Origin of the sequence: Photorhabdus sp. S10-54 (genome assembly GCF_963878145.1) — a bacterium.
Classification (GTDB): Bacteria; Pseudomonadota; Gammaproteobacteria; order Enterobacterales; family Enterobacteriaceae; genus Photorhabdus; species Photorhabdus kayaii.
Genome location: NZ_CAWNXG010000011.1, coordinates 24608 through 43877 on the forward strand (window position 1 = coordinate 24608; position 19270 = coordinate 43877).

The 19270-nt window shown below is 42.2% G+C and carries 13 protein-coding genes and 3 pseudogenes; 5 read left to right on the forward strand and 11 right to left on the reverse strand.

Features of this window, described 5'->3' with window-relative positions; translation table 11 throughout:
• Window positions 1-141 precede the first annotated feature (141 nt).
• Window positions 142-765, reverse strand: a complete 624-nt coding sequence (gene dsbA, locus AACQ83_RS08280) for a thiol:disulfide interchange protein DsbA (RefSeq protein ID WP_112878142.1) — start codon at window positions 763-765, stop codon at window positions 142-144.
• Between the two features lie 20 nt (window positions 766-785).
• Window positions 786-1778 carry a serine/threonine protein kinase gene (locus AACQ83_RS08285; protein ID WP_112878143.1) on the reverse strand — a complete coding sequence of 331 codons (993 nt, stop codon included), beginning with the start codon at window positions 1776-1778 and terminating at the stop codon, window positions 786-788.
• A gap of 220 nt (window positions 1779-1998) precedes the next feature.
• Here AACQ83_RS08285 and mobA point away from each other — a divergent pair, with 220 nt between their 5' ends.
• Both mobA and mobB read left to right on the forward strand, forming a co-directional pair.
• A complete protein-coding gene (mobA, locus tag AACQ83_RS08290) occupies window positions 1999-2589 on the forward strand; it encodes a molybdenum cofactor guanylyltransferase MobA (RefSeq protein ID WP_192881026.1) in 591 nt (196 codons plus the stop codon).
• Window positions 2586-3104 (forward strand): molybdopterin-guanine dinucleotide biosynthesis protein MobB, encoded by a 519-nt coding sequence (mobB, locus tag AACQ83_RS08295; RefSeq protein WP_112878144.1) that lies wholly within the window; start codon window positions 2586-2588, stop codon window positions 3102-3104. Before mobA ends, mobB begins: the two co-directional genes overlap by 4 nt.
• Before the next feature lie 106 nt (window positions 3105-3210).
• On the opposite strand, the pseudogene AACQ83_RS08300 reads toward mobB, so the two are convergent.
• From AACQ83_RS08300 to AACQ83_RS08325, 6 genes and pseudogenes are all read right to left on the reverse strand, one after another.
• A pseudogene (locus AACQ83_RS08300) lies at window positions 3211-4606 on the reverse strand (amidohydrolase family protein).
• A gap of 587 nt (window positions 4607-5193) precedes the next feature.
• Window positions 5194-5352: pseudogene (locus tag AACQ83_RS08305) on the reverse strand (IS982 family transposase); the annotation flags it as partial.
• An 88-nt stretch (window positions 5353-5440) separates the two neighbouring features.
• Entirely contained in the window at window positions 5441-6601 is a 1161-nt protein-coding gene (gene ltrA / locus AACQ83_RS08310) for a group II intron reverse transcriptase/maturase (protein ID WP_240000741.1), read from the reverse strand.
• A gap of 631 nt (window positions 6602-7232) precedes the next feature.
• Window positions 7233-7967 (reverse strand): annotated as a pseudogene (locus AACQ83_RS08315) (IS982 family transposase); the annotation flags it as partial.
• Window positions 7968-8313: 346 nt separating this feature from the next.
• On the reverse strand, window positions 8314-10518 hold the full coding sequence (locus AACQ83_RS08320) for a S8 family peptidase (protein WP_112878146.1): 2205 nt from the start codon (window positions 10516-10518) through the stop codon (window positions 8314-8316).
• 21 nt (window positions 10519-10539) lie between these two features.
• On the reverse strand, window positions 10540-11643 hold the full coding sequence (locus AACQ83_RS08325; protein WP_112878147.1) for an AAA family ATPase: 1104 nt from the start codon (window positions 11641-11643) through the stop codon (window positions 10540-10542).
• 396 nt (window positions 11644-12039) lie between these two features.
• On the opposite strand from AACQ83_RS08325, the gene AACQ83_RS08330 reads away from it, so the two are divergent.
• On the forward strand, window positions 12040-12201 hold the full coding sequence (locus AACQ83_RS08330; protein ID WP_205068647.1) for a hypothetical protein: 162 nt from the start codon (window positions 12040-12042) through the stop codon (window positions 12199-12201).
• Between the two features lie 664 nt (window positions 12202-12865).
• Here AACQ83_RS08330 and gorA read toward each other — a convergent pair.
• The 3 genes from gorA to AACQ83_RS08345 form a co-directional block, all read right to left on the reverse strand.
• Window positions 12866-14221 (reverse strand): glutathione-disulfide reductase, encoded by a 1356-nt coding sequence (gorA, locus tag AACQ83_RS08335; RefSeq protein WP_112878148.1) that lies wholly within the window; start codon window positions 14219-14221, stop codon window positions 12866-12868.
• A gap of 110 nt (window positions 14222-14331) precedes the next feature.
• The gene (locus tag AACQ83_RS08340) at window positions 14332-15174 is read right to left on the reverse strand and encodes a 23S rRNA (adenine(2030)-N(6))-methyltransferase RlmJ (RefSeq protein ID WP_112878149.1); all 843 of its coding nucleotides are present in this window, start codon (window positions 15172-15174) and stop codon (window positions 14332-14334) included.
• A gap of 640 nt (window positions 15175-15814) precedes the next feature.
• On the reverse strand, window positions 15815-16333 hold the full coding sequence (locus tag AACQ83_RS08345) for an Hcp family type VI secretion system effector (RefSeq protein WP_112878150.1): 519 nt from the start codon (window positions 16331-16333) through the stop codon (window positions 15815-15817).
• A gap of 934 nt (window positions 16334-17267) precedes the next feature.
• Here AACQ83_RS08345 and tssB point away from each other — a divergent pair.
• Window positions 17268-17765, forward strand: a complete 498-nt coding sequence (gene tssB / locus AACQ83_RS08350) for a type VI secretion system contractile sheath small subunit (RefSeq protein ID WP_112878151.1) — start codon at window positions 17268-17270, stop codon at window positions 17763-17765.
• A gap of 23 nt (window positions 17766-17788) precedes the next feature.
• Window positions 17789-19267, forward strand: coding sequence for a type VI secretion system contractile sheath large subunit (gene tssC / locus AACQ83_RS08355; RefSeq protein ID WP_112878152.1), 1479 nt, complete (start codon window positions 17789-17791; stop codon window positions 19265-19267).
• Window positions 19268-19270: the final 3 nt, after the last annotated feature.

Sequence of the window (19270 nt, forward strand, 5' to 3'; positions counted from 1 at the left end):
CCGCCTGTATTTTGTGACGAAAACTGGCAAAAGCAGGAATTCAGCACCTGAGCAATCAGACTGTCGCCCACTAAGGGGAATCCCCCCTCCCGAGTCACGAAGTGCGAAGATGGGGGAGATACCCTCTTAGATGTCAAAGTATTACTTCTGGTTTAACAAGAAGTTAACAACGTCTGAGTAGGATTTCGCATAGTTATCAGCAGAAGTGGCATCAATACCGTCATTTTTCACCATATACTTGCCGTTAACAAACATTGCCGGTACACCTCGCAGTTGCAAATCCTGAGCGGCTTTTTGCTGCTTAACAACTAAGGATTTCACCACAAAACTACTCATGGCAGCATCATAATCCTCAGCCGTCACCCCGGCTTTGATAAAAGCATTGCGAATATCATTCGGAGTCTTAATAGCCAGTGTTTTCTGAATACCCTCAAACAGTACCGGGGTCACTTTGTCTTCAACACCCATTGCCATTGCCGCAGCCCAAGCAGTAGTCAATTCTTTACCCAGTGGCCCTAAAAAATCCACATGATAACGAACAAGTTTTGTCCCTTCCGGTAAATGCTGCTTCACCGTCTGAGGAACTTTAAAAGTCTCTTCAAACTGATAACAATGGGGACAATAGAAAGAGAAGAATTCTAGCACCGACGGTTGATCCGCTACCGGCGATTTCAATTCAACATACTGTTTTCCTTCGGTAAAATTGGCAGCAGATACGCTAAATGCCATCACCATTCCGACTAAAGCTAACCAAAACTTCTTCATAACTATCTCCATGATAAACATTAATACATTGGGTTAAGCTGCAAAGGTGATCCCTGTAACAGCTTAATCTGTTCAGAAAAAAGCGACGTCTGTTTTAACCAAAAATCGGTATCTGTCATCCAAGGAAATGCTTTAGGGAAAGCAGGATCCTGCCAACGTCGGGTAACCCATGCCAAATAGTAGATCATTCGCATAGCACGCAATGGTTCTATCAATGGCAATTCCTTCGGATCAAAATCTGCAAATTCACTATAGGCTTCCAGCAGTGTATCTAACTGCAATAGCTGTTCCTGACGAGAGCCATGAAGCAACATCCATAAATCCTGAATTGCTGGGCCGTTACGCGCATCATCAAGGTCAACAAACCAAGCTTCGTCACGCCACAAGATATTACCCGGATGGCAGTCACCATGAAGCCTCAATATTTGCCAATCATCGCGCCAATTTGATACTACGGCATTTATCAAATCATCCAATACCGCCAAAAATTGCCTTCTCTGTCCCGCAGGAACCAACTCACATACAGCCAAATCCTGTCGTGGTTGATGCAGATACTCATTTAACCCGATAGTTGGGCGAGAAGTGAATTTCTGCCGGCGGCCAATCTGATGAATTCTCCCTAGCAAACGCCCTACATCTTCTAATTGAAAGAGATTATCGGATTCATACTGACGCCCACCGATGCTTGGAAAAACGGCAAAAAAGAAATCTTTAAAAGTCAGTAAAGTTTGCTTATTAAATACCAAAGGTGCCGCAACAGGTAAATCAGCTTGTTGTAGCGCCAAAGCAAAATCATGCTCTTCCTGAATCTGCTGCTGATCCCAACGTAGTGGCCGGTAAAACTTCACAACATAACGTTTACGATCTTCATCTATAAACTGATAAACACGGTTCTCATAACTGTTTAACTCTGTCAGCCCGGAATCGACATACAGCCCGGTCTGCACCAATGCATCCATAATCAAATCCGGTGTTAATTCCCGGAAATTAAAAGCAGACTGGTTTGTTAGCACATTCTATTCTCTTGATTAATCTGTAATAACGGCTATACAAATTAACAGGGATGACCACATAGAGAAAGGATTGCTCTGTCAATAAGCGTAAAGATGACCCTTTTATCAGCAAATTATCTGGTGAGCTTATTTTAAAAATGCTCAGTTGAACCCAAATAACCAAGCTGAAAAGAAGTTATTATTAGTGGTAATAACTACCTCAGTTGATAACTTGAACATTATGCAACCAAAAATAAGCGGCGCAATCCTTGCTGGAGGCCGCGCCACCCGTATGGGCGGCAATGATAAAGGGTTAATTTTTTTAAATAAAAAACCACTGTACCAACATATTGCGGATAAGCTATTTCCACAAGTAGATGAATTAATTATCAACGCGAACCGCAATCTGGATATTTACCGACAAAGTGGTTATCAAATTGTTCCAGATTTAACACCAGACTTCTCTGGCCCCCTTTCAGGCATACTGACAGTCCTAAAATCAGCTAGTTACGATTGGGTTATATTTGTTCCTTGTGATGTACCAGATCTCCCTACTGATTTAGTCATTCGCTTATGGCAGGGAAAACAGCAAGCATTGGCAGCCTATGTAAATGATGGCTACCGGGCTCACCCTACCATCGCTTTACTACACCGCAGTCTGACTTCTCAATTAGAGAATTATTTGGCTAACGGTGATCGCAAATTAATACTGTTTATGCATAAGATCAGAGCGATAGCCGTTCAATTTGATGATAATCCCATCGTCTTTACTAATCTGAATACACCGGAAGATTGCCGACATTGGGAGCATATACAGGAGATCAAAAAATGAGTACCAAATCGCTTCCGCTACTAGGTATTACAGCCTATAGCGGAACAGGAAAAACCACACTGCTCAAACAAGTGATTCCACTATTACGTCAACGGCAAATCCGGGTTGGTCTGATAAAACACACCCATCACGATGTGGATGTGGATAAACCGGGCAAAGACAGTTATGAACTGCGCAAAGCCGGTGCAGAGCAAACTCTGGTTGCCAACCAGCAACGCTGGGCGTTAATGACAGAAACGCCAGATTTGATGAAAGTAGATTTGAACTATCTTGCCAGCCGTTTTGATCTAAATTTACTGGATTTGATTCTAGTGGAAGGTTTTAAAGATGAGCCAATCAACAAGATCGTTCTATACCACAACACTCTTAACCACCGATTAAGCGATCTTCTTGATCAACATGTGATTGCTGTTGCCAGTGATGAAAAATTGGAGACTATTTTGCCACAATTGAATATCAATCAACCTGAACAGGTAGCTGATTTTATTGTCGAATGGCTGAATATGGAACGTTAAGTCACTTCCGCCTGCGCTCAGTCATGTGAAAACTCCCGAAACATAGGCAGAAGACCAAAAACAACTATTGATAAGGGAATAATTAACCGATTGTACTTCTTTTGGATCAAGACCTGATTACAGCACCGGCCACCAAACGCCCCTGATGGAACGTCGCCTGACGGGCAGGCAAACGTGCCACGGCCTCAGCAGAGCAACTAGCTGCCACCAAGACAAATTCCGCCTTATCACCTACCCGCGGCCAAATACGCTGCCCCTGGTCATTAAGCGGCAACACACCGCCAGTAGCAATAGCCATAGCGCGGGAAAGATGAAATTCATCTGAGCCACGGTACAACTGCGCGTAAAAATTAGCCTTTTCCAACATATCACCCGTGCCAAACGGCGACCAGTGATCAATCACACTATCAGTACCCGTCATAATAAATACCCCTTTAGCCATGAGTTGCGGCAACGGCATCATCAAGCTACCAATAGGCACGGTGGAAGCTATCGTGATTTGCTGCTCCGCCAAACGGGAAGCGGTTTCTGTTAGTTTCTCCTCATCCAATGTGGTCAGGGCGAAGGCGTGGCTGATAGTGACCTTACCACGCAAAGCAGATATCTTCTCCACCGTATCAATCATATAGTTGATAGCAGCAACACCCGCTGGGCTTACCTCATGCAGATGAATATCCACACCAGCGTTATTATCGAGTGCAATCTGGAACATAGTATCCAGTGATTTTTCCATCGCAGCATCCACGCTAGTAGGGTCCAACCCACCAACATACTGTACCCCCATTTGCATCGCCTCACGCATCAGTCCCTCCACTTTGGAGTGCAGCAAACCGTGCTGAGGAAAAGCAACAATTTCACAACTGAAATCATCACGGTGATTATCTAACGCATACTGCAAATGCTCCAGACTCTTCAAACCACTAACCGGATCAATATTACAATGGCTACGGGCTTACCGTACTGCCCTTGGATTGCAACAGAGCGATCAAACCCTCCGCTCGTTGCTGTGAAGTAGGCAGTAGTTTGGGGATCAGAGTTTGTTCCTGAGCGATCATATCTATAATGGTTTTACCCTGGCGGGGTAACGGTGCCTGCCACGGACCACCGTAGTAAGTCTTATCTAGATGAATGTGCATATCACGGAAAGTAGGCAACAACAGCTGTCCCTGCGCTTGATAGCATGGCAAATGCGTATTTAGTAGCACACTCGCAGCATGGATTGCAGCAATCCGACCATCTTTGATTTCCAATGTATATAATGCGGTACGTGTGCCAATCACAATATCGCCATTATATTCAAACCCATCCTCCAATAGCACATCTCTCAGATAGTAATGGCTATCAATAAGGGTAGTCTGCATCAATGATGTATTAGCGGCAGTGGTTGTTGATGGTATAGCCTGCACGATCCCCCCGGTCAAGGAAACCGCCGCACAAGCGGTAGTGAATTTACCCGTTTGGCTGAGAAAAGCTCTTCGGCTTTGCTGTTGAGGTTTGTCCACATTTAAGTCCTTATTTGAATCCTTAAAAAAGCTCACTAAATTTGATTCTCTGAAGGATATTTTCCAGAATTTAAAACTACATATAAGCAGATTTTCAACAACATCACCGTATTATCATAGCCTACTCCCACAGAATCATTGTATAGAAAGCAAGCATATTGTGATCTTTCGTCAATTTTTGCTAAGGAGTTGATAGAGTTTTTCTAATATCCATCGAGGTAAATCCCAGGCAAGTCTTTGAACATCTATTACGTTGGTAGTTTGCTTACTCATCTGAACGATCAGTAAGCAATATGCGTTTGTGCACAAATCCTTACACCTACCTCTGATGAGAGAGATTGATAAGAGAAAGGCCGAATGAAATCGGCCTTTAGAAAAATGTTATAGATAGGGTTCAATAACATCACTGCATCGTTACTCCTACACCTTAAATCTGGAATTTTTCTGGAAAAGCTGAATTCACCTCACTTGTGAACACTTTCCAGAGTTTTCATTAATTACTGATAAAAGAGCACCTTTTGTAGTTTTTAAGGAGTGTTTTCCAGAAAACAGAAGTTAGAAGTTAATAGTGCAAATTGTAAATAACCTCAGCTTCGTTTAAAAATGGCGATATCACAATCCCGTAAATTCAAGCTCAGTTTTTTAGGTTGGAATGTATAAGCAATTAAGCCCGCGACGATTTCCAATAAAAAACCGAGCTGACTGCGGTGTCTTGAATGCGCTATCTGAGAAATATTTTTGAGCTGATCCACAACCGGTTGAGTAGGCCACGGGAACTGCCCCCGCAGCCTCTCGCAGAACGGTACGTGAGCCTCTCGACTCATACCGCTCCCATCAGGCAAACACGCCTGTCATTCCTGCCCGCCAATGGGCAAACAACCCCTTATGCTGCTTTGCGATCCTTTGAAGCAGTTTTGAGGCTTGGGTTTTGTGTCTGCTCAGTGCCTTGAACTTTCGCCTGGCCCAGCGCACCAGCGCTTTGTTGAGTTGCCTGAAGACCTTATACAGTTCCCACCGGCAAAATTGCCCATAATAATTCAACCAGCCATTGATTATGGGGTTTAGCCAGTTTGCCAGTTGTATCAGGTTCAGTTCTGTCCGCATTCGGATTTTCAACTTGCGAATTTTGAATCTCATGGCTTTTTGGGCCGCTTTGCTGACTGCCGGTGTAAAACTCACAAACAAACTGTTTCTTTTACGGTTCTTGACCCACCTTGGTCTGAATGTATATCCCAGAAAATCAAAACGGGTATATTCATATTTTCCTTTTCGTTCGACATCCTTACAGTAAGCAATCCGGGTTTTGTCCGGATGCAGTACCAGTCCACATTCCCTGAAACGGTGTTCCAACATTTGCCAGATTTCTCTGGCCTGAGCTTCACTCTGGCAATGAACCCGTCCATCATCTGCATAGAGACACCATTTCATCCGGGGATAATATTTCTGCATCCACTTGTCGAAAACGTAGTGCAGAAATAAATTTGCCAGTATAGGGCTAATCACACCGCCCTGTGGGGTGCCTTTCTCCCGGAATAACACCTCACCATTGCATTTCATCGGTGCCGTTAGCCAGCGTTCGATGTACAGGCAGATCCACGGACTGTTTGTGTGTTTCCTCACGGCTTTCATGAGTAAATCATGAGGAATATTGTCAAACAACCCCTTGATATCGAACTCCAGTACCCAATCCTGCTGCCAGCATCGCTGCCTTGTGACTCGGATGGCATCAATCGCCGATTTATTCGGGCGGTAGCCATAAGAATCCGGCAGAAAATGAGGCTCAACAAGCGGTTCGAAATGAAGCCTGACCACCATTTGTACCACACGATCCGCTACAGTAGGAATACCCAGCAGGCGTTCACCTCCCGATTTCTTGGGAATGGCGACACCTTTTACTGGGGGCGGATAATAACTGCCCGATGATAAGCGGTTCCAGAGTTTATACAAATTCCCTTTTAAGTTTGATTCAAAATCCGCGAGGGTTTGACCCTCCACGCCTGCCGCACCTTGATTGGCCTTAACCAATAACCAAGCACGGTACACCTCCCTTTTATCAATGACAAACGGCTTTGCCTTAACCTCCGTTCTCCTCCTGCCTGACAGTTGGATACCGGGTAAGGCTGCCTGACGTGACCCCTTCGCTCCACATTCATTACAAATATTTCCTCACTACTACGAGTCACTCCGCCCCTGTATCACGCTTCGGTACTCTCATACTTGTCAATTTAGTGACTTGCATTTCTTCCTTAACATCGTGATGACAGGTTCCCGCAGTTCCCAGAAAGAACCCGATACAAAGTCACGCCCACTCTACGCCGGACACCACCTGCGCAGCATTCGGATCCACTCACAGATTTATCCCGGAAGATAGAAACGCCCCCGGTTTTGATGTCAACTCTCTTCTTTACGACGCGTCCACATAGGTTCGGTTTTACTCGTCTCTCTGTACCCTACCTGCCGAACTTTTTTTTGTTCGCGCTTTGACCTCAACGCTCACGACCCCCGCTCTTTACGGCAGCCGCTTGAGGTAGTTTGAAGCCGGCTTCCGACAGCAGACTTCGGTGGGCCTGCCACCATCTCCTCCTGAGCTTACGCTACATACTGGCTGCATTTCCTATGCGGCTAGTTTGTATGCCTGCGGCACACTTTCTATTAAAAATCGCCTTCTTAACATCAGGTTATCCCACAGAGATAACGCTTTTGCCTTCATGTTACTGCGGACATGAGTGATTAACGTTATTTCTTCTGCTTCCAGTTCATCACACAAGGCCTGTGACAAATACCCTTTATCGCCATACAAACACCCTGTTAACCCTTGTACCAGCGCTTTGACGGGATGACGATCATCTTTATTTCCTGAGGTCAGCTTAACCGCTAAAAGTTCACCACAATCATTGATAACCAGATGAAGTTTACAGCCATAAAACCAGCCTGTACTCGTTTTCCCTCGCTGTGCGACACCCTCAAATACGCGATGACGGGGAATACGGAGATTGTGACAAACAGCAATTTTGGTTGAATCAATAAAGGCGATACCCTGGGTTTGGGCCTTGCGTGACGAAAGAAAAGCACAGAGAGGAATGAGCGCCCTTTGTTTCAAGGTTAACATCCGGGTGTAGCTGACCAACCGGGGAAAATCGGCCTGAAGATAGTGTTTAACATGCTGAATATAAAACGTTTTAAAATCACGATAATGGCTCATGTGGAATAAAATGAGTATCGTCATCACTTCACTGAGAGAAAGGGAAGCGTCGCGGCGACGTTTGAGCAAGCCATTTTCAATTAACTGTTGATGCCAGAGAGGAATAAATTTTTGGCAAAAGTCATCGACGCCACAGTAAAGCTCTTCTAAATTAGACATGCCTGAGGATCTCACGATTTTGTTTTCTTTGACAAAAACTTTGATCGTGCCTCAGGCACTTAGTTCCCTTCTTAAGCAAACCTCAGGTTAAATACCTTTAAGCTGAGGACGTCTGAGAAAATAGTAAGGACTAAAGTTACCTTGTGTGCTTTGTCTGAACTCCGTTTGGATGAGTACACAAAAATTTGTAAACATAGGCAGTTTGTACAATCAGCTAGCAAAGATGACTCAACAATATCAGTACAAATTACCGGACTGAAGTCAAATACAGTGTTCAATATAAAGCATCTAGACCAGCGATTTAGCATAGGAAGCAGTAGGGCTAGATTTTAACCTACTGAAAGCATTAAATTTGAACTTGTGGAATGATTGATACCCTTGGCTGTATCTCTGTCAGAATATCAGCATAGGATTGCAAAATATCGGTGAATAATTGCTTATGTTTTGGAGCTTCCAAAGTTACAACAAATGCATATTTGATTATCGGTGCTTTGGCGCCATCAATAGCCCCGCCACCATCTCTAGCCATATAATGAAGCTCGAAAGCGGGTTTCTCTAGTTTGTTACCAAATTTAGATTTTTGAGCGTGCAAAACAGATTCCCATTTCGCCGCATCACGCCTTAGCTCTGCTTCTGTCGCAATCTTTACTTGTTGAAAAAAAGACTCCTTCAGTTTTCCATCCTTCGGAATCCAACTAATTTCAACGCCAGCTTCTGTATACATAGAGGAATCTTGAGGATCTACAGGAGTAGAAAAACAGCATGTTGCTTTGATGGTAACTTTTCCATTAATCCCAGAATCTGGAATAGGCAACGGTACCCGCAAATACTTTCCAGGGCTCAACTCACCTTGATACAAAATACGCGCAACACCATCCGGCGATTCTATTAACTGTTCTACATTATCAGGTGCTTTCCCCCAACCAACTTCTGACACATCATGACCTTGACTATCGGCAGAGTTAACCAAGAGAGCTTTAATAGCTAACGGAGATAACTCATGCCCCATCACGGCTCTTATTCCGACTGCATTGCGAAGAACGTAAGGAGAAGCAAAACTGGTTCCTTGTACTGGAACTGTTCTAGGCTGAGAACTTGAGGCTAATACATGAAAATAATCTTTCGGGGATCCCCCAAAACCCAGTAAATCAGGTTTTACTCTGCCTGGTGCCCTACCTGGCCCAATAGCACTATATGGAGCTCTAGCCCATTCAGGTCGCAATGTATCAGCAGCACCAACAGCTACAGCATTTACACAATCAGAAGGTACTTGGATTCTATTGAGTTGGGTTGCATGATCTGCTTCTCCATTATTACCAGCAGCAACGGTAAAGAAAGTTTCTCCATCAGCAAGGTAGCTGTCTAGCAAGGAAGTCCATGCATGAACTTCATCATCATCAATAGCTAAATCAGGTCCTAAACTTAAGTTTATAAACTCGTATTGTCGGGAAAGAAGAATGTCTTCAATATGCCCAAGTGTCCGATAAAGCTCAAAAGGATCTTCTTTATCAATATATGAATCCAAGATTCTATGATGATCAATATATGAGTATGGTCGTGCAGGAGTTTTACCAGGTTCAATAGGTCCGAAAAGGAAAGCGGACGAAACACCAATTCCATGTTCTGGCCCACCTTCGCAGTCAGATGCTTGAGCGTCAGATAATTTATAATCTCGAACCCAAGGGTGCAGAGGGTGACTTACTGGCAATCCTCCATCTAATATGGCAACTCTTACATCATTTGCTAATGGTGGCTCTGAAGGTAATTGAACCGGAGAAGGTACGGACATAGAGCGAACCATTGGCTGAAATGCCCTTAGCATAGGCATCGGCCTTACAACACGCACAAATGGATGTTTCGCTAACTGCCTGAGATGTTGTTCTGAGCCCATCATTGGCACAAACCATAAGTTTGATACCATTATTGATATATCTTCATCTGGTACAAAGCCTATTGAACGGGAATAAGTTAGTACAGAAGCCTTAATAAAGTCACTTGAGCTACCAGGAATTAACTGGACACCTACTTCAAACTCTACAGGTTTCTCTACTAGACCTGGTTTAACTTTCGAGTCTGGTTCTATAGTTTCGATACTCCATATTTTCTGCAAATCATCAGAACCAGGAGTTTCATTTGTAAAATCTTTTAGTTTCTGGCCGAATTGTTTAAGCTGCTCACGTTTTCCGGCAATATAAAGAGCCGTCGATGGCGATATTTTAGGTTGACCTTTTTTTGTCCAGCGATCCGGTCTTACTTCAGTAGCACGACTCCCAATAGAGTGTACGCCTATTTCTCTCAACAAACGTTTAGGAAAGTGGCCTTTTGCTATATATGACGGGTGTAAAGTAAGCTTTGTAACAACATAATCTCGCGGACATATCGAGCTTTCATATTGTTTAAGCTCTTCAACCACATGCTCAAATTGTGGTACTAACCGTGTAATTGACTCCTCAATAGTATATAGCCCTCTACTTGAAGGGGGAATTCTAGGAGGTGGCGTCAAACTTGTTAGCTCTTCAGCCTTACCAATAATATAGTTTTTCTTCGGCATTTACTTTCCTTACGAGTCCTTTTAGTTCAATCGCTTCCGGATCGTGTCTCGACTACATCCAAATACTTTTGCTGCTTTTTGCTGTGACATTCCTATTTCTGAAACAGCCTTAACTGCTAGCTCAATCCTTTCTGCTCTAGTTTTCATTTCAATATCCGGCAGAACATAACTCAGTATGTTTTGCTCAAAATCCTTAGGATTTAGAATCTTCATCTTCCGAAGTTTATAAATGACCCTACGAATATTGCTATATGAAGTTCCAACCAAGCTTAATTGAATTAAATCGATCCAAGGTAAAAACTCATCTTTATCCTGTCCTAGGAATTTATAAATAGCTTCAGTTACAAAGGATTCGCTAGGATTTTCAAAGAAAATCTCAACATCAAATCTTCTCCATAAGGCAAGGTCGACTAACTCTGGGTGATTTGTTGCAGCAATTAAAAGACCACCTGTTGGCCAATCTTCTAATTCTTGTAGCATTACAGTCACTAAACGCTTTAGTTCTCCAACATCACCTTCATCACTTCGACGTTTGGCAATTGCATCAATTTCATCTAACAACAGAACACAGGGGTGTGACTTAGCAAAATCGATAACTTTACGTAAGTTGCTACCAGTTTTACCTAAGTAACTACTCATTACTGCGGTTAAGTCAAGAGCATAGAATGGGAGATTTAGTTTTCCTGCTAACCACCTAGCAGTCATGGTCTTACCAACGCCAGGAGGACCTTGAAAAATTATAGAACTTGTAGGAAATAGGCCACTTTCATTTAATAGCTCACTAGATTGTCTTTCTTTAAGTATATTCGTTAAGGTTTGCTTTAACTTTTTATCAAGTAAAGGCTCTTCCCCAGAAATAGAGCAATCAAATGACTTTAGTAAGGGAATAGCATTGTCTATGTTGGGTTCAAACAACCCTGTCTCTTCTTCAGAACGCTGTTTGCGACGAAAAACACTGTTAGACCTGGCAGGTTGAGATTTGAGTAGACCTTCTATTTCAGTGCCTAATTGTGGCTCCGTTTTTCTTAATTTACGTACCAATTTCGCAAGATAAAGCCTTACATCAGACTCTTTGCCGGATAAAGCTAATCTAGACAACGCTACTAGTTCATTTGAACTAATCATTGTTTTTCACCATTATATCAACCAACGCATTGCAGTGACTAAAAAAATAATATTTTAATAATATTAGTCACAGAAAAGCAAAAAGTCCATATTTATAGGTTAATAATTATGACTAATTTTTTGAAAATACTTACCATGTAGTCACCCCCTAAGCCCCCACTCTAAACAGGAGTGAAAATGTTACCTAAAATGGGAAAATTGCTTCATCAAAACGACATCAATCAACTACCTGCTTACTTAGCTATACACTTAAGTCAAGTTCCTAACTAATACTATTACGAACGTTATTTTATTCTAACAATTTGATTTCGCCGTGGTTCTGCTAGCTCTAACTGCTCAAGCAGTTAATTTTCAAATTAAGACTGATTGATCCAGACTCACCAAAGGTAAATCGACATGACTAAAAGTACAGGAACAGGTCGTATACTACACGAGATAAGTGCTTACACAGCTCTCGAAGAAGAATACGACACAAATGTTGCAAATACTGTAACAGCAACAGCTATTAACAAAGCTCATAAAAATGCACTCGTGACCCCAACTGATGTTGGCTCATGAGCCAACATCAATAAAATAGTTCTTCAAGGAAAAGTTGATATAGATCAAGAAGCACTAAGATTAAACGAGCAAGCAAAAGAGGCGGCAGATCAGATGATTGCAGACATTATGAACACCTCCGAAACCGAAGATACTGATGAATGACTATAGATTTCCACTTGCAAACAAGGGAGTTCATTATTGGACTCCTTTTTTGATATTTAGCGCTTCCTATACGGCTATAAGACATGTTTTTCCCTCAGATAGTGACAGCTTTCACTTTCCCCTTTTCGTATAATTAAAATACTCATATTTTCAGATAGTTATATATCTAGAAAAAACTAAATTGCAAAGTGCCGACTAATTCCCTGATTAGCTCATAATCGCAGTTAAGCGGGCGTTTACGCACAGGATTTCAGATAACTTCTGGTAGGGAAAAATCATATGTGCAGAAAATGCATGAGCAATAGGGTCTAACCAATCATGGAACACTTTCGTGCTTAGAAAGACTACATCGCTAGTCTATCACCGCCATTCTTAAATCAGACTTTATTACTCTATCTGCTGAAAGTAACTCCGATAAAATCTAGGAGGTTGGTGAATGGGCATAAAAAAGGCCAGAACTAATCCTGGCCTAATTCAGCATCTTCCAGAGGATGGAAGGTGTGCAGGTGGGATTCCTACACTAACGTGTCATAGTAACAAACTCTTCCGCCGCAGTGGGATGAATTGCAACCGTGTTATCAAAGTCTTTCTTCGTTGCCCCCATCTTCAATGCAACAGCGAAACCTTGCAGCATTTCATCCATTCCGAAGCCGATACCATGAATGCCAACAATCTTCTCTTCCGGCCCGACACATACCAATTTCATCCGGCACGGCTGGCGATGTTGAGTGACAGCGGTATACATCGCAGTAAAAGAAGATTGATAAGTTTTCACCTGCTCTTCACCAAATTGCGCTTTCGCCTGAGGTTCAGTCAGCCCCACAGTACCAATAGGCGGATGGCTGAATACGACAGTTGGAATATTGGTGTAATCCAGATGTTCTTCTGGTTTATTGTTAAACAAGCGCTCAGACAAACGACGACCTGCTGCAACCGCTACGGGGGTTAATTCCACTGCACCGGTGTTATCACCTACTGCATAAATACCTTTCACATTCGTATTCTGGTATTCATCAACTCTGATGTAGCCTTTTTCATTCAACTCAACACCGGCTACAGACAAATTCAGATTATCCGTTGCGGGCTCACGGCCAATAGCCCAGATTAGGGTATCAACGGTTTGTTCTTTGCCATTTTGCAGTTGCAAGGTCAGGCTACCATCCGCATTTTTACTTACTGATTTTGGCACCGATTCTGTATGCAAAGTAGGTCCTTCGGTATTGATGACTTCCAAGAGTGTTTCAACAATCATCGGATCAAAAGAACGCAACGGTGCATGTTGACGCACAAATAGATGAGTTTCACTACCAAGAGCATGCAATACACCAGCAATTTCTACGGCAATATAACCTGCGCCAACAACCGCAACCCGCTTTGGCATCTCTTCCAATGCAAAAAAACCATCAGAATCAATACCATATTCTGATCCTGGTATATCAGGCCGCACAGGGCGGCCACCTGTCGCAATCAGAATATGATCTGCGGTGATTTTTTCACCATTCACTTCAACCGTATGTGCATCAACAAAATGGGCAAACCCCTGGATCACATCAACTTTATTGTTACCCAAGCCACGCCCATAAGACTGGTGGATACGATCGATATAAGCAGTGCGACTGGCAATGAGTGTCTTCCAGTTAAAGCGGTTGATTGTCGTATCAAAGCCATAATCTGGCCCATATTGGTGGATAGATTCAGCAATTTGCGCCGCATGCCACATCACTTTCTTCGGAACACAGCCCACATTGACACACGTTCCACCCAATGCCTTAGCTTCAATTAGGGCACATTTCTGCCCGTACATAGCCGCACGGTTAATTGATGCTATGCCACCACTGCCACCACCAATCGCTATATAGTCGTAATGTTTGCTCATCCGGATTGTTTCCATCTAATCAATTCAAGGGAGTTAATACCCAAAGCCTATTATGGCAAAAAATATCAAGCAGTCGCGATGGTTTTGGCTCTCGCTGCCATTGTTAAAAGCTATTCTGGCACCACCCATTTAACCAAAGTGTGACCCATTCCTTCCGGCACCAGAACCTGATGTAACCACGGCAACACCGATTTCATCTGCTGTTCCAGTTTCCAAGGTGGGTTAATCACTATCATGCCAGAGGCGGTCATGCCTCGCTGATCGCTATCAGGCCGGACAGCCAACTCAATTTGTAGAATACGGCGAATGCCAGTTGCTTCCAGCTCTTTAACCAGCCGTTTGATTTGCTGGCGTAACACCACTGGATACCACAATGCATAAACACCAGTTGCAAAACGTTTATAGCCTTCCTGAACAGCCTGTACAACCGCTTGGTAATCCGATTTCAGTTCATAAGGTGGATCAATAAGAATGAATCCGCGGCGACTCAGTGGTGGCAATTGTGATTTTAATTGCTGATAACCATCTTCACGCACAACTCTGGCGCGGTTATCACGGGAGAATTCATTACGTATTAGAGGAAAGTCACTCGGATGCAGTTCTGTCAGATTGAACTTATCATTCTGTCGTAACAAATGGCGGGCGATTAAAGGCGATCCTGGATAGTAACGTAAGTTGCCACTCTGATTCAGTGCAGCTACTGCACTCATATAAGCGTTCAACTCCTGCGGTAAATCTTCACGCTGCCAGACGCGGGCAATCCCTTCCAGATATTCACTGGTACGTTCAGCATGTTCACTACTGAGTTGATAGCGGCCCGCACCGGCATGCGTATCCAGATAGAGAAAAGGTTTCTCTTTTTCTTTAAGAGATTCAATGATCAAGCTTTGTACAGTGTGTTTCAGTACATCAGCATGATTACCGGCATGAAAACTGTGACGATAACTTAGCATTAATTTCAGACCCCAGAGCAGAGAATAGGTTGATTGCCAGATAGAGTACCTGACAACTAAAAACCCATCCCAGTAGATGGGACAGATGGTAAGGCCCTATTATAGCCCTATTAGCGACAAAAATGTCAGACTCCTTACCTTTACTCCTAGCGATCTCTTTAGTCATATTAATTAAAATTTAGGATAAGTGAAAAATTCTGACCGGACCTAATGTAATATTTAATGAGTAATGTTATCTGCATTTTCACTGAAAATCATAAGTAGTATTTACGTAATTACAAACAACAAGAATTGTGCAATTAAAAAAACAAGACATTAAACGAACAATTAAATATACAAGATCTTATGTTGATGTTCACAAAATCACCAATCAGGAACAGAGATTGAAAAATGTTAACACTCACTATATGGAAAAATAATCAAAAGAAAAGCCAGAAAAAATGACCGAATGTTATCGAGATCATTAAGTAATATCGTTAAATAGTACGTGTAAAAAATGAAAGGGAGAGAAAGAAAAAAAATCAAAAAAGCTGAAAGAAGTTGAAGACAGTTATTAAAAATCTTCAACTTAAAATAAAGAAAAATTAAGCTTTTCAGCCAATGAAGAGATATTTCATTGGCTGAATGATTACATTACCTATCAAGCAACAATAGGTGCACGCCAATCATCTGCGCCGGAAGTACCTGCGGTTGTATGCTCCCAATTAATCTTACGATAAGACAGAGAAACACGAACCAGCTGAGTAAATTCAGATTTTGTTGGGTCCTGACAATGAGGCATTTGGCAATCAATGTCGATAATAGTGGCATCTTCCAACTGCGTCGTGAAGAAATGCTCTTGTTTCCCTTCAACAGAAGTGCGATACCATTTCAATACTACACTCGTCAGCATTTCACCCGAAGCCAACGCGTTATAAAGCAATGGAACAGATTTATTTAATGCAACTGTAAAACGGAATGGTTTATGAGCACGCTGACCTGAAGGCTGACCTGATTGAGGATCAGTTGGTACGGTGACGACATGATCAAATGCTTGAACCAGCATTTCATCTTCGTGGCCCTGAACGTAAATATTGCCTACTGATTCAGCAGTGAATGAACCCGCAGTAATATTGCCCTGTGTTTTTCCGGTGATGGAAATATAACATGGAGTTGGCATAGAAATATCCTTTATAGAGATTGTGTCAACATTAAGGTAGCGATCATATTAATTTCAATAGTGATTATTTCATGTTGGGAAAAATCACTGACAAATGTATTGAACGCTGAAATGGATAATAAATACCAACCGGCTCGTTTCAAAATAAAATATAAATTGCAAAATCATTGAACCATCACTAACAAATAAAAATATTATAATTAATACCATTTTAAGATAATAAATCTATTATTTTATTTATTTTCAGGAAAATAAACTATAAATGCCAGTTTGATTGTTAGCTATAATTTCATATCTATATGAAATTAAAGTATTTTTGTGATTTTGGTCTAAATTATATTTTGTTCAATTAAAAATTGATAACTGGATCAAAAAATTAAACTTTTCCACTTAGTTAATAATGGAAATAATATTTCCATTATTAACTTAACTTACAAAATATAAACAAAAATACACTTAGAAATACTTTGTTACATAATGAAACAAAAAATCATAAAATGTCATAAATATAAAAAAACGCATGCTGTTCTATACCTATTATAGAGTACTTCAAACAAGGGAGTGATTAAGAAAGAACCAAGATGTAACTTATTGCTAAATAAAATAAAATCATCAAAATGCCAAATAGAGAGGTATATCTACATATATTTTAGCTTTACAATAAAAAAACAAAATGCGAAACTCTGCTTTGCAGAGCACATCTATATTGATGCTATTGCTCGATGAGTAAGAATATTCTGAATTCCGTATTTATCTATATGCTCATAAAAGTCAGCTTACTATCCAACTCAATGCAGTGAATCTCCCGTTTTTTAGTCAGGGGGAATTTTATGTTCTCCGTCACATATAGGTAGGTATCAAGGTCAGCTCTCTCATCAATATTGTTATCAGATAATTCCTAATTGACTAATTGTATTACCCAAAGGATTCAAATATGAGTAAAAATGGTTCAGGTAGCGTAGCGCCGAAAGAAAGAATTAATATCAAATACGTTCCGAATACTGGTGATCAAGTCGCCGAAATTGAATTACCCCTTAACCTACTTATCGTTGGTGACCTCAAAGGAACAAAAGAAGATACGCCAATTGAAGAACGGCAAGCTGTTTCTGTGAACAAGAATAACTTTAATGCCGTGATGAATGAGGCCAATATCAATCTCACTTTTAGTGTCCCCAATCGTCTTAATGATAATAACGGAGATGACCTGCCAGTTAACCTAGAAATAAAATCACTCAATGATTTTTCACCCGATAACGTGGCGAAGAAAGTGCCTGAATTAAATAAACTTTTAGAACTGCGTGAGGCGCTCGTCGCACTAAAAGGGCCACTAGGAAATATTCCGGCATTTCGCACCCGCCTACAGGAATTATTGGGTGATGAAAAAGTCCGCGAACAACTTCTAAAAGAGCTTGAAATCGTCAATCAAAAGTAATTGACTGAAAAGGAGTTTTTAACATGTCCTTGCATGAAGAGAGCAGTACAACATTAACCCCAGGGTCCACGACTTCTTTGCTTGACGAGATCATGTCTCAAGCAAGAATGACGCCGGAAAATGATGGCTACCACATCGCGAAACAGGGTGTAGCCGCTTTTATCAGCAGTATTTTGGATACCGGTACTAGCGAAGAGCCTGTCAACAAGCTTGTCGTTGATAGAATGATTGTTGAGCTTGATAAAACACTCAGCACTCAAGTCGATGAAATTATGCACGCTAAAGAGTTCCAAGAACTGGAATCATCCTGGCGTTCGCTGAAATTGCTGGTTGATCGCACAGATTTCCGTGAAAACATCAAAATAAACATCATCCATGCAACCAAAGAAGAGTTACTGGAAGATTTCGAATTTTCACCAGAAATCATTCAGTCAGGCTTATACAAGCATGTTTATTCAACAGGTTATGGCCAGTTTGGTGGTGAACCGGTCGCTGCGGTCATCGGTAACTATGCATTCAGCAATAGCTCACCCGATATCAAACTAATGCAATACGTCAGTGCGGTTGGCGCAATGGCTCACGCGCCATTCCTCTCTTCCGTTTCACCTGATTTCTTTGGTATCAGCAGTTTTACCGAGTTACCAGCGATTAAGGATCTGAAATCTGTCTTCGAAGGCCCGGCACACACTAAATGGCGTTCGCTGCGCGAATCGGAGGATGCACGTTACCTTGGTCTGACTGCACCGCGCTTCTTGTTGCGTCTACCTTATTCAACGATTGAAAACCCAATCAAAAACTTTAACTATCAGGAAGATGTCAGCAAAGATCATGAGCATTTCCTGTGGGGTAATACCGCTTATCTACTGGCAGCCTGTTTGACTGACAGCTTCGCCAAATATCGCTGGTGTCCGAACATTATCGGACCACAAAGCGGGGGGACTGTCAGTGATCTGCCGGTTCACCTATTCGAAGCAATGGGACAGATCCAGGCTAAGATCCCAACAGAAGTTTTAGTTACCGATCGCCGTGAATTCGAATTGGCGGAAGAGGGCTTTATCACCCTGACAATGCGTAAAGGCAGTGACAACGCTGCATTCTTCTCTGCTAACTCAGTTCAGAAGCCAAAAGTTTTCCCAAATACTCGCGAAGGGAAAATGGCTGAAACCAACTACAAACTGGGTACTCAACTGCCCTATATGTTCATCATCAACCGTCTTGCACACTACATCAAAGTGTTGCAGCGCGAGCAGATTGGTTCCTGGAAAGAGCGTCAGGATTTGGAGCGTGAACTGAACACCTGGCTGAAACAGTACATTGCTGATCAGGAAAATCCACCAACGGATGTCCGTAGCCGTCGCCCTCTTCGTTCTGCCCAAATCCAAGTTTTGGATGTGGAAGGAGATCCAGGCTGGTATCAAGTGGCAATGCAAGTTCGCCCTCATTTTAAATATATGGGAGCTAGCTTTGAGTTGTCATTAGTAGGTCGCTTGGATAAGGAGTAATCA

Bases quoted from the DNA above. Each gene is read 5' to 3' on its own strand.
- AACQ83_RS08320 (WP_112878146.1), bottom strand. From the start codon at position 10,518: ATGCCGAAGAAAAACTATATTATTGGTAAGGCTGAAGAGCTAACAAGT.
- AACQ83_RS08325 (WP_112878147.1), bottom strand. From the start codon at position 11,643: ATGATTAGTTCAAATGAACTAGTAGCGTTGTCTAGATTAGCTTTATCC.
- tssC (WP_112878152.1), top strand. From the start codon at position 17,789: ATGTCCTTGCATGAAGAGAGCAGTACAACATTAACCCCAGGGTCCACG.
- AACQ83_RS08345 (WP_112878150.1), bottom strand. From the start codon at position 16,333: ATGCCAACTCCATGTTATATTTCCATCACCGGAAAAACACAGGGCAAT.
- AACQ83_RS08340 (WP_112878149.1), bottom strand. From the start codon at position 15,174: ATGCTAAGTTATCGTCACAGTTTTCATGCCGGTAATCATGCTGATGTA.
- mobB (WP_112878144.1), top strand. From the start codon at position 2,586: ATGAGTACCAAATCGCTTCCGCTACTAGGTATTACAGCCTATAGCGGA.
- mobA (WP_192881026.1), top strand. From the start codon at position 1,999: ATGCAACCAAAAATAAGCGGCGCAATCCTTGCTGGAGGCCGCGCCACC.
- tssB (WP_112878151.1), top strand. From the start codon at position 17,268: ATGAGTAAAAATGGTTCAGGTAGCGTAGCGCCGAAAGAAAGAATTAAT.
- AACQ83_RS08330 (WP_205068647.1), top strand. From the start codon at position 12,040: ATGACTAAAAGTACAGGAACAGGTCGTATACTACACGAGATAAGTGCT.
- gorA (WP_112878148.1), bottom strand. From the start codon at position 14,221: ATGAGCAAACATTACGACTATATAGCGATTGGTGGTGGCAGTGGTGGC.
- dsbA (WP_112878142.1), bottom strand. From the start codon at position 765: ATGAAGAAGTTTTGGTTAGCTTTAGTCGGAATGGTGATGGCATTTAGC.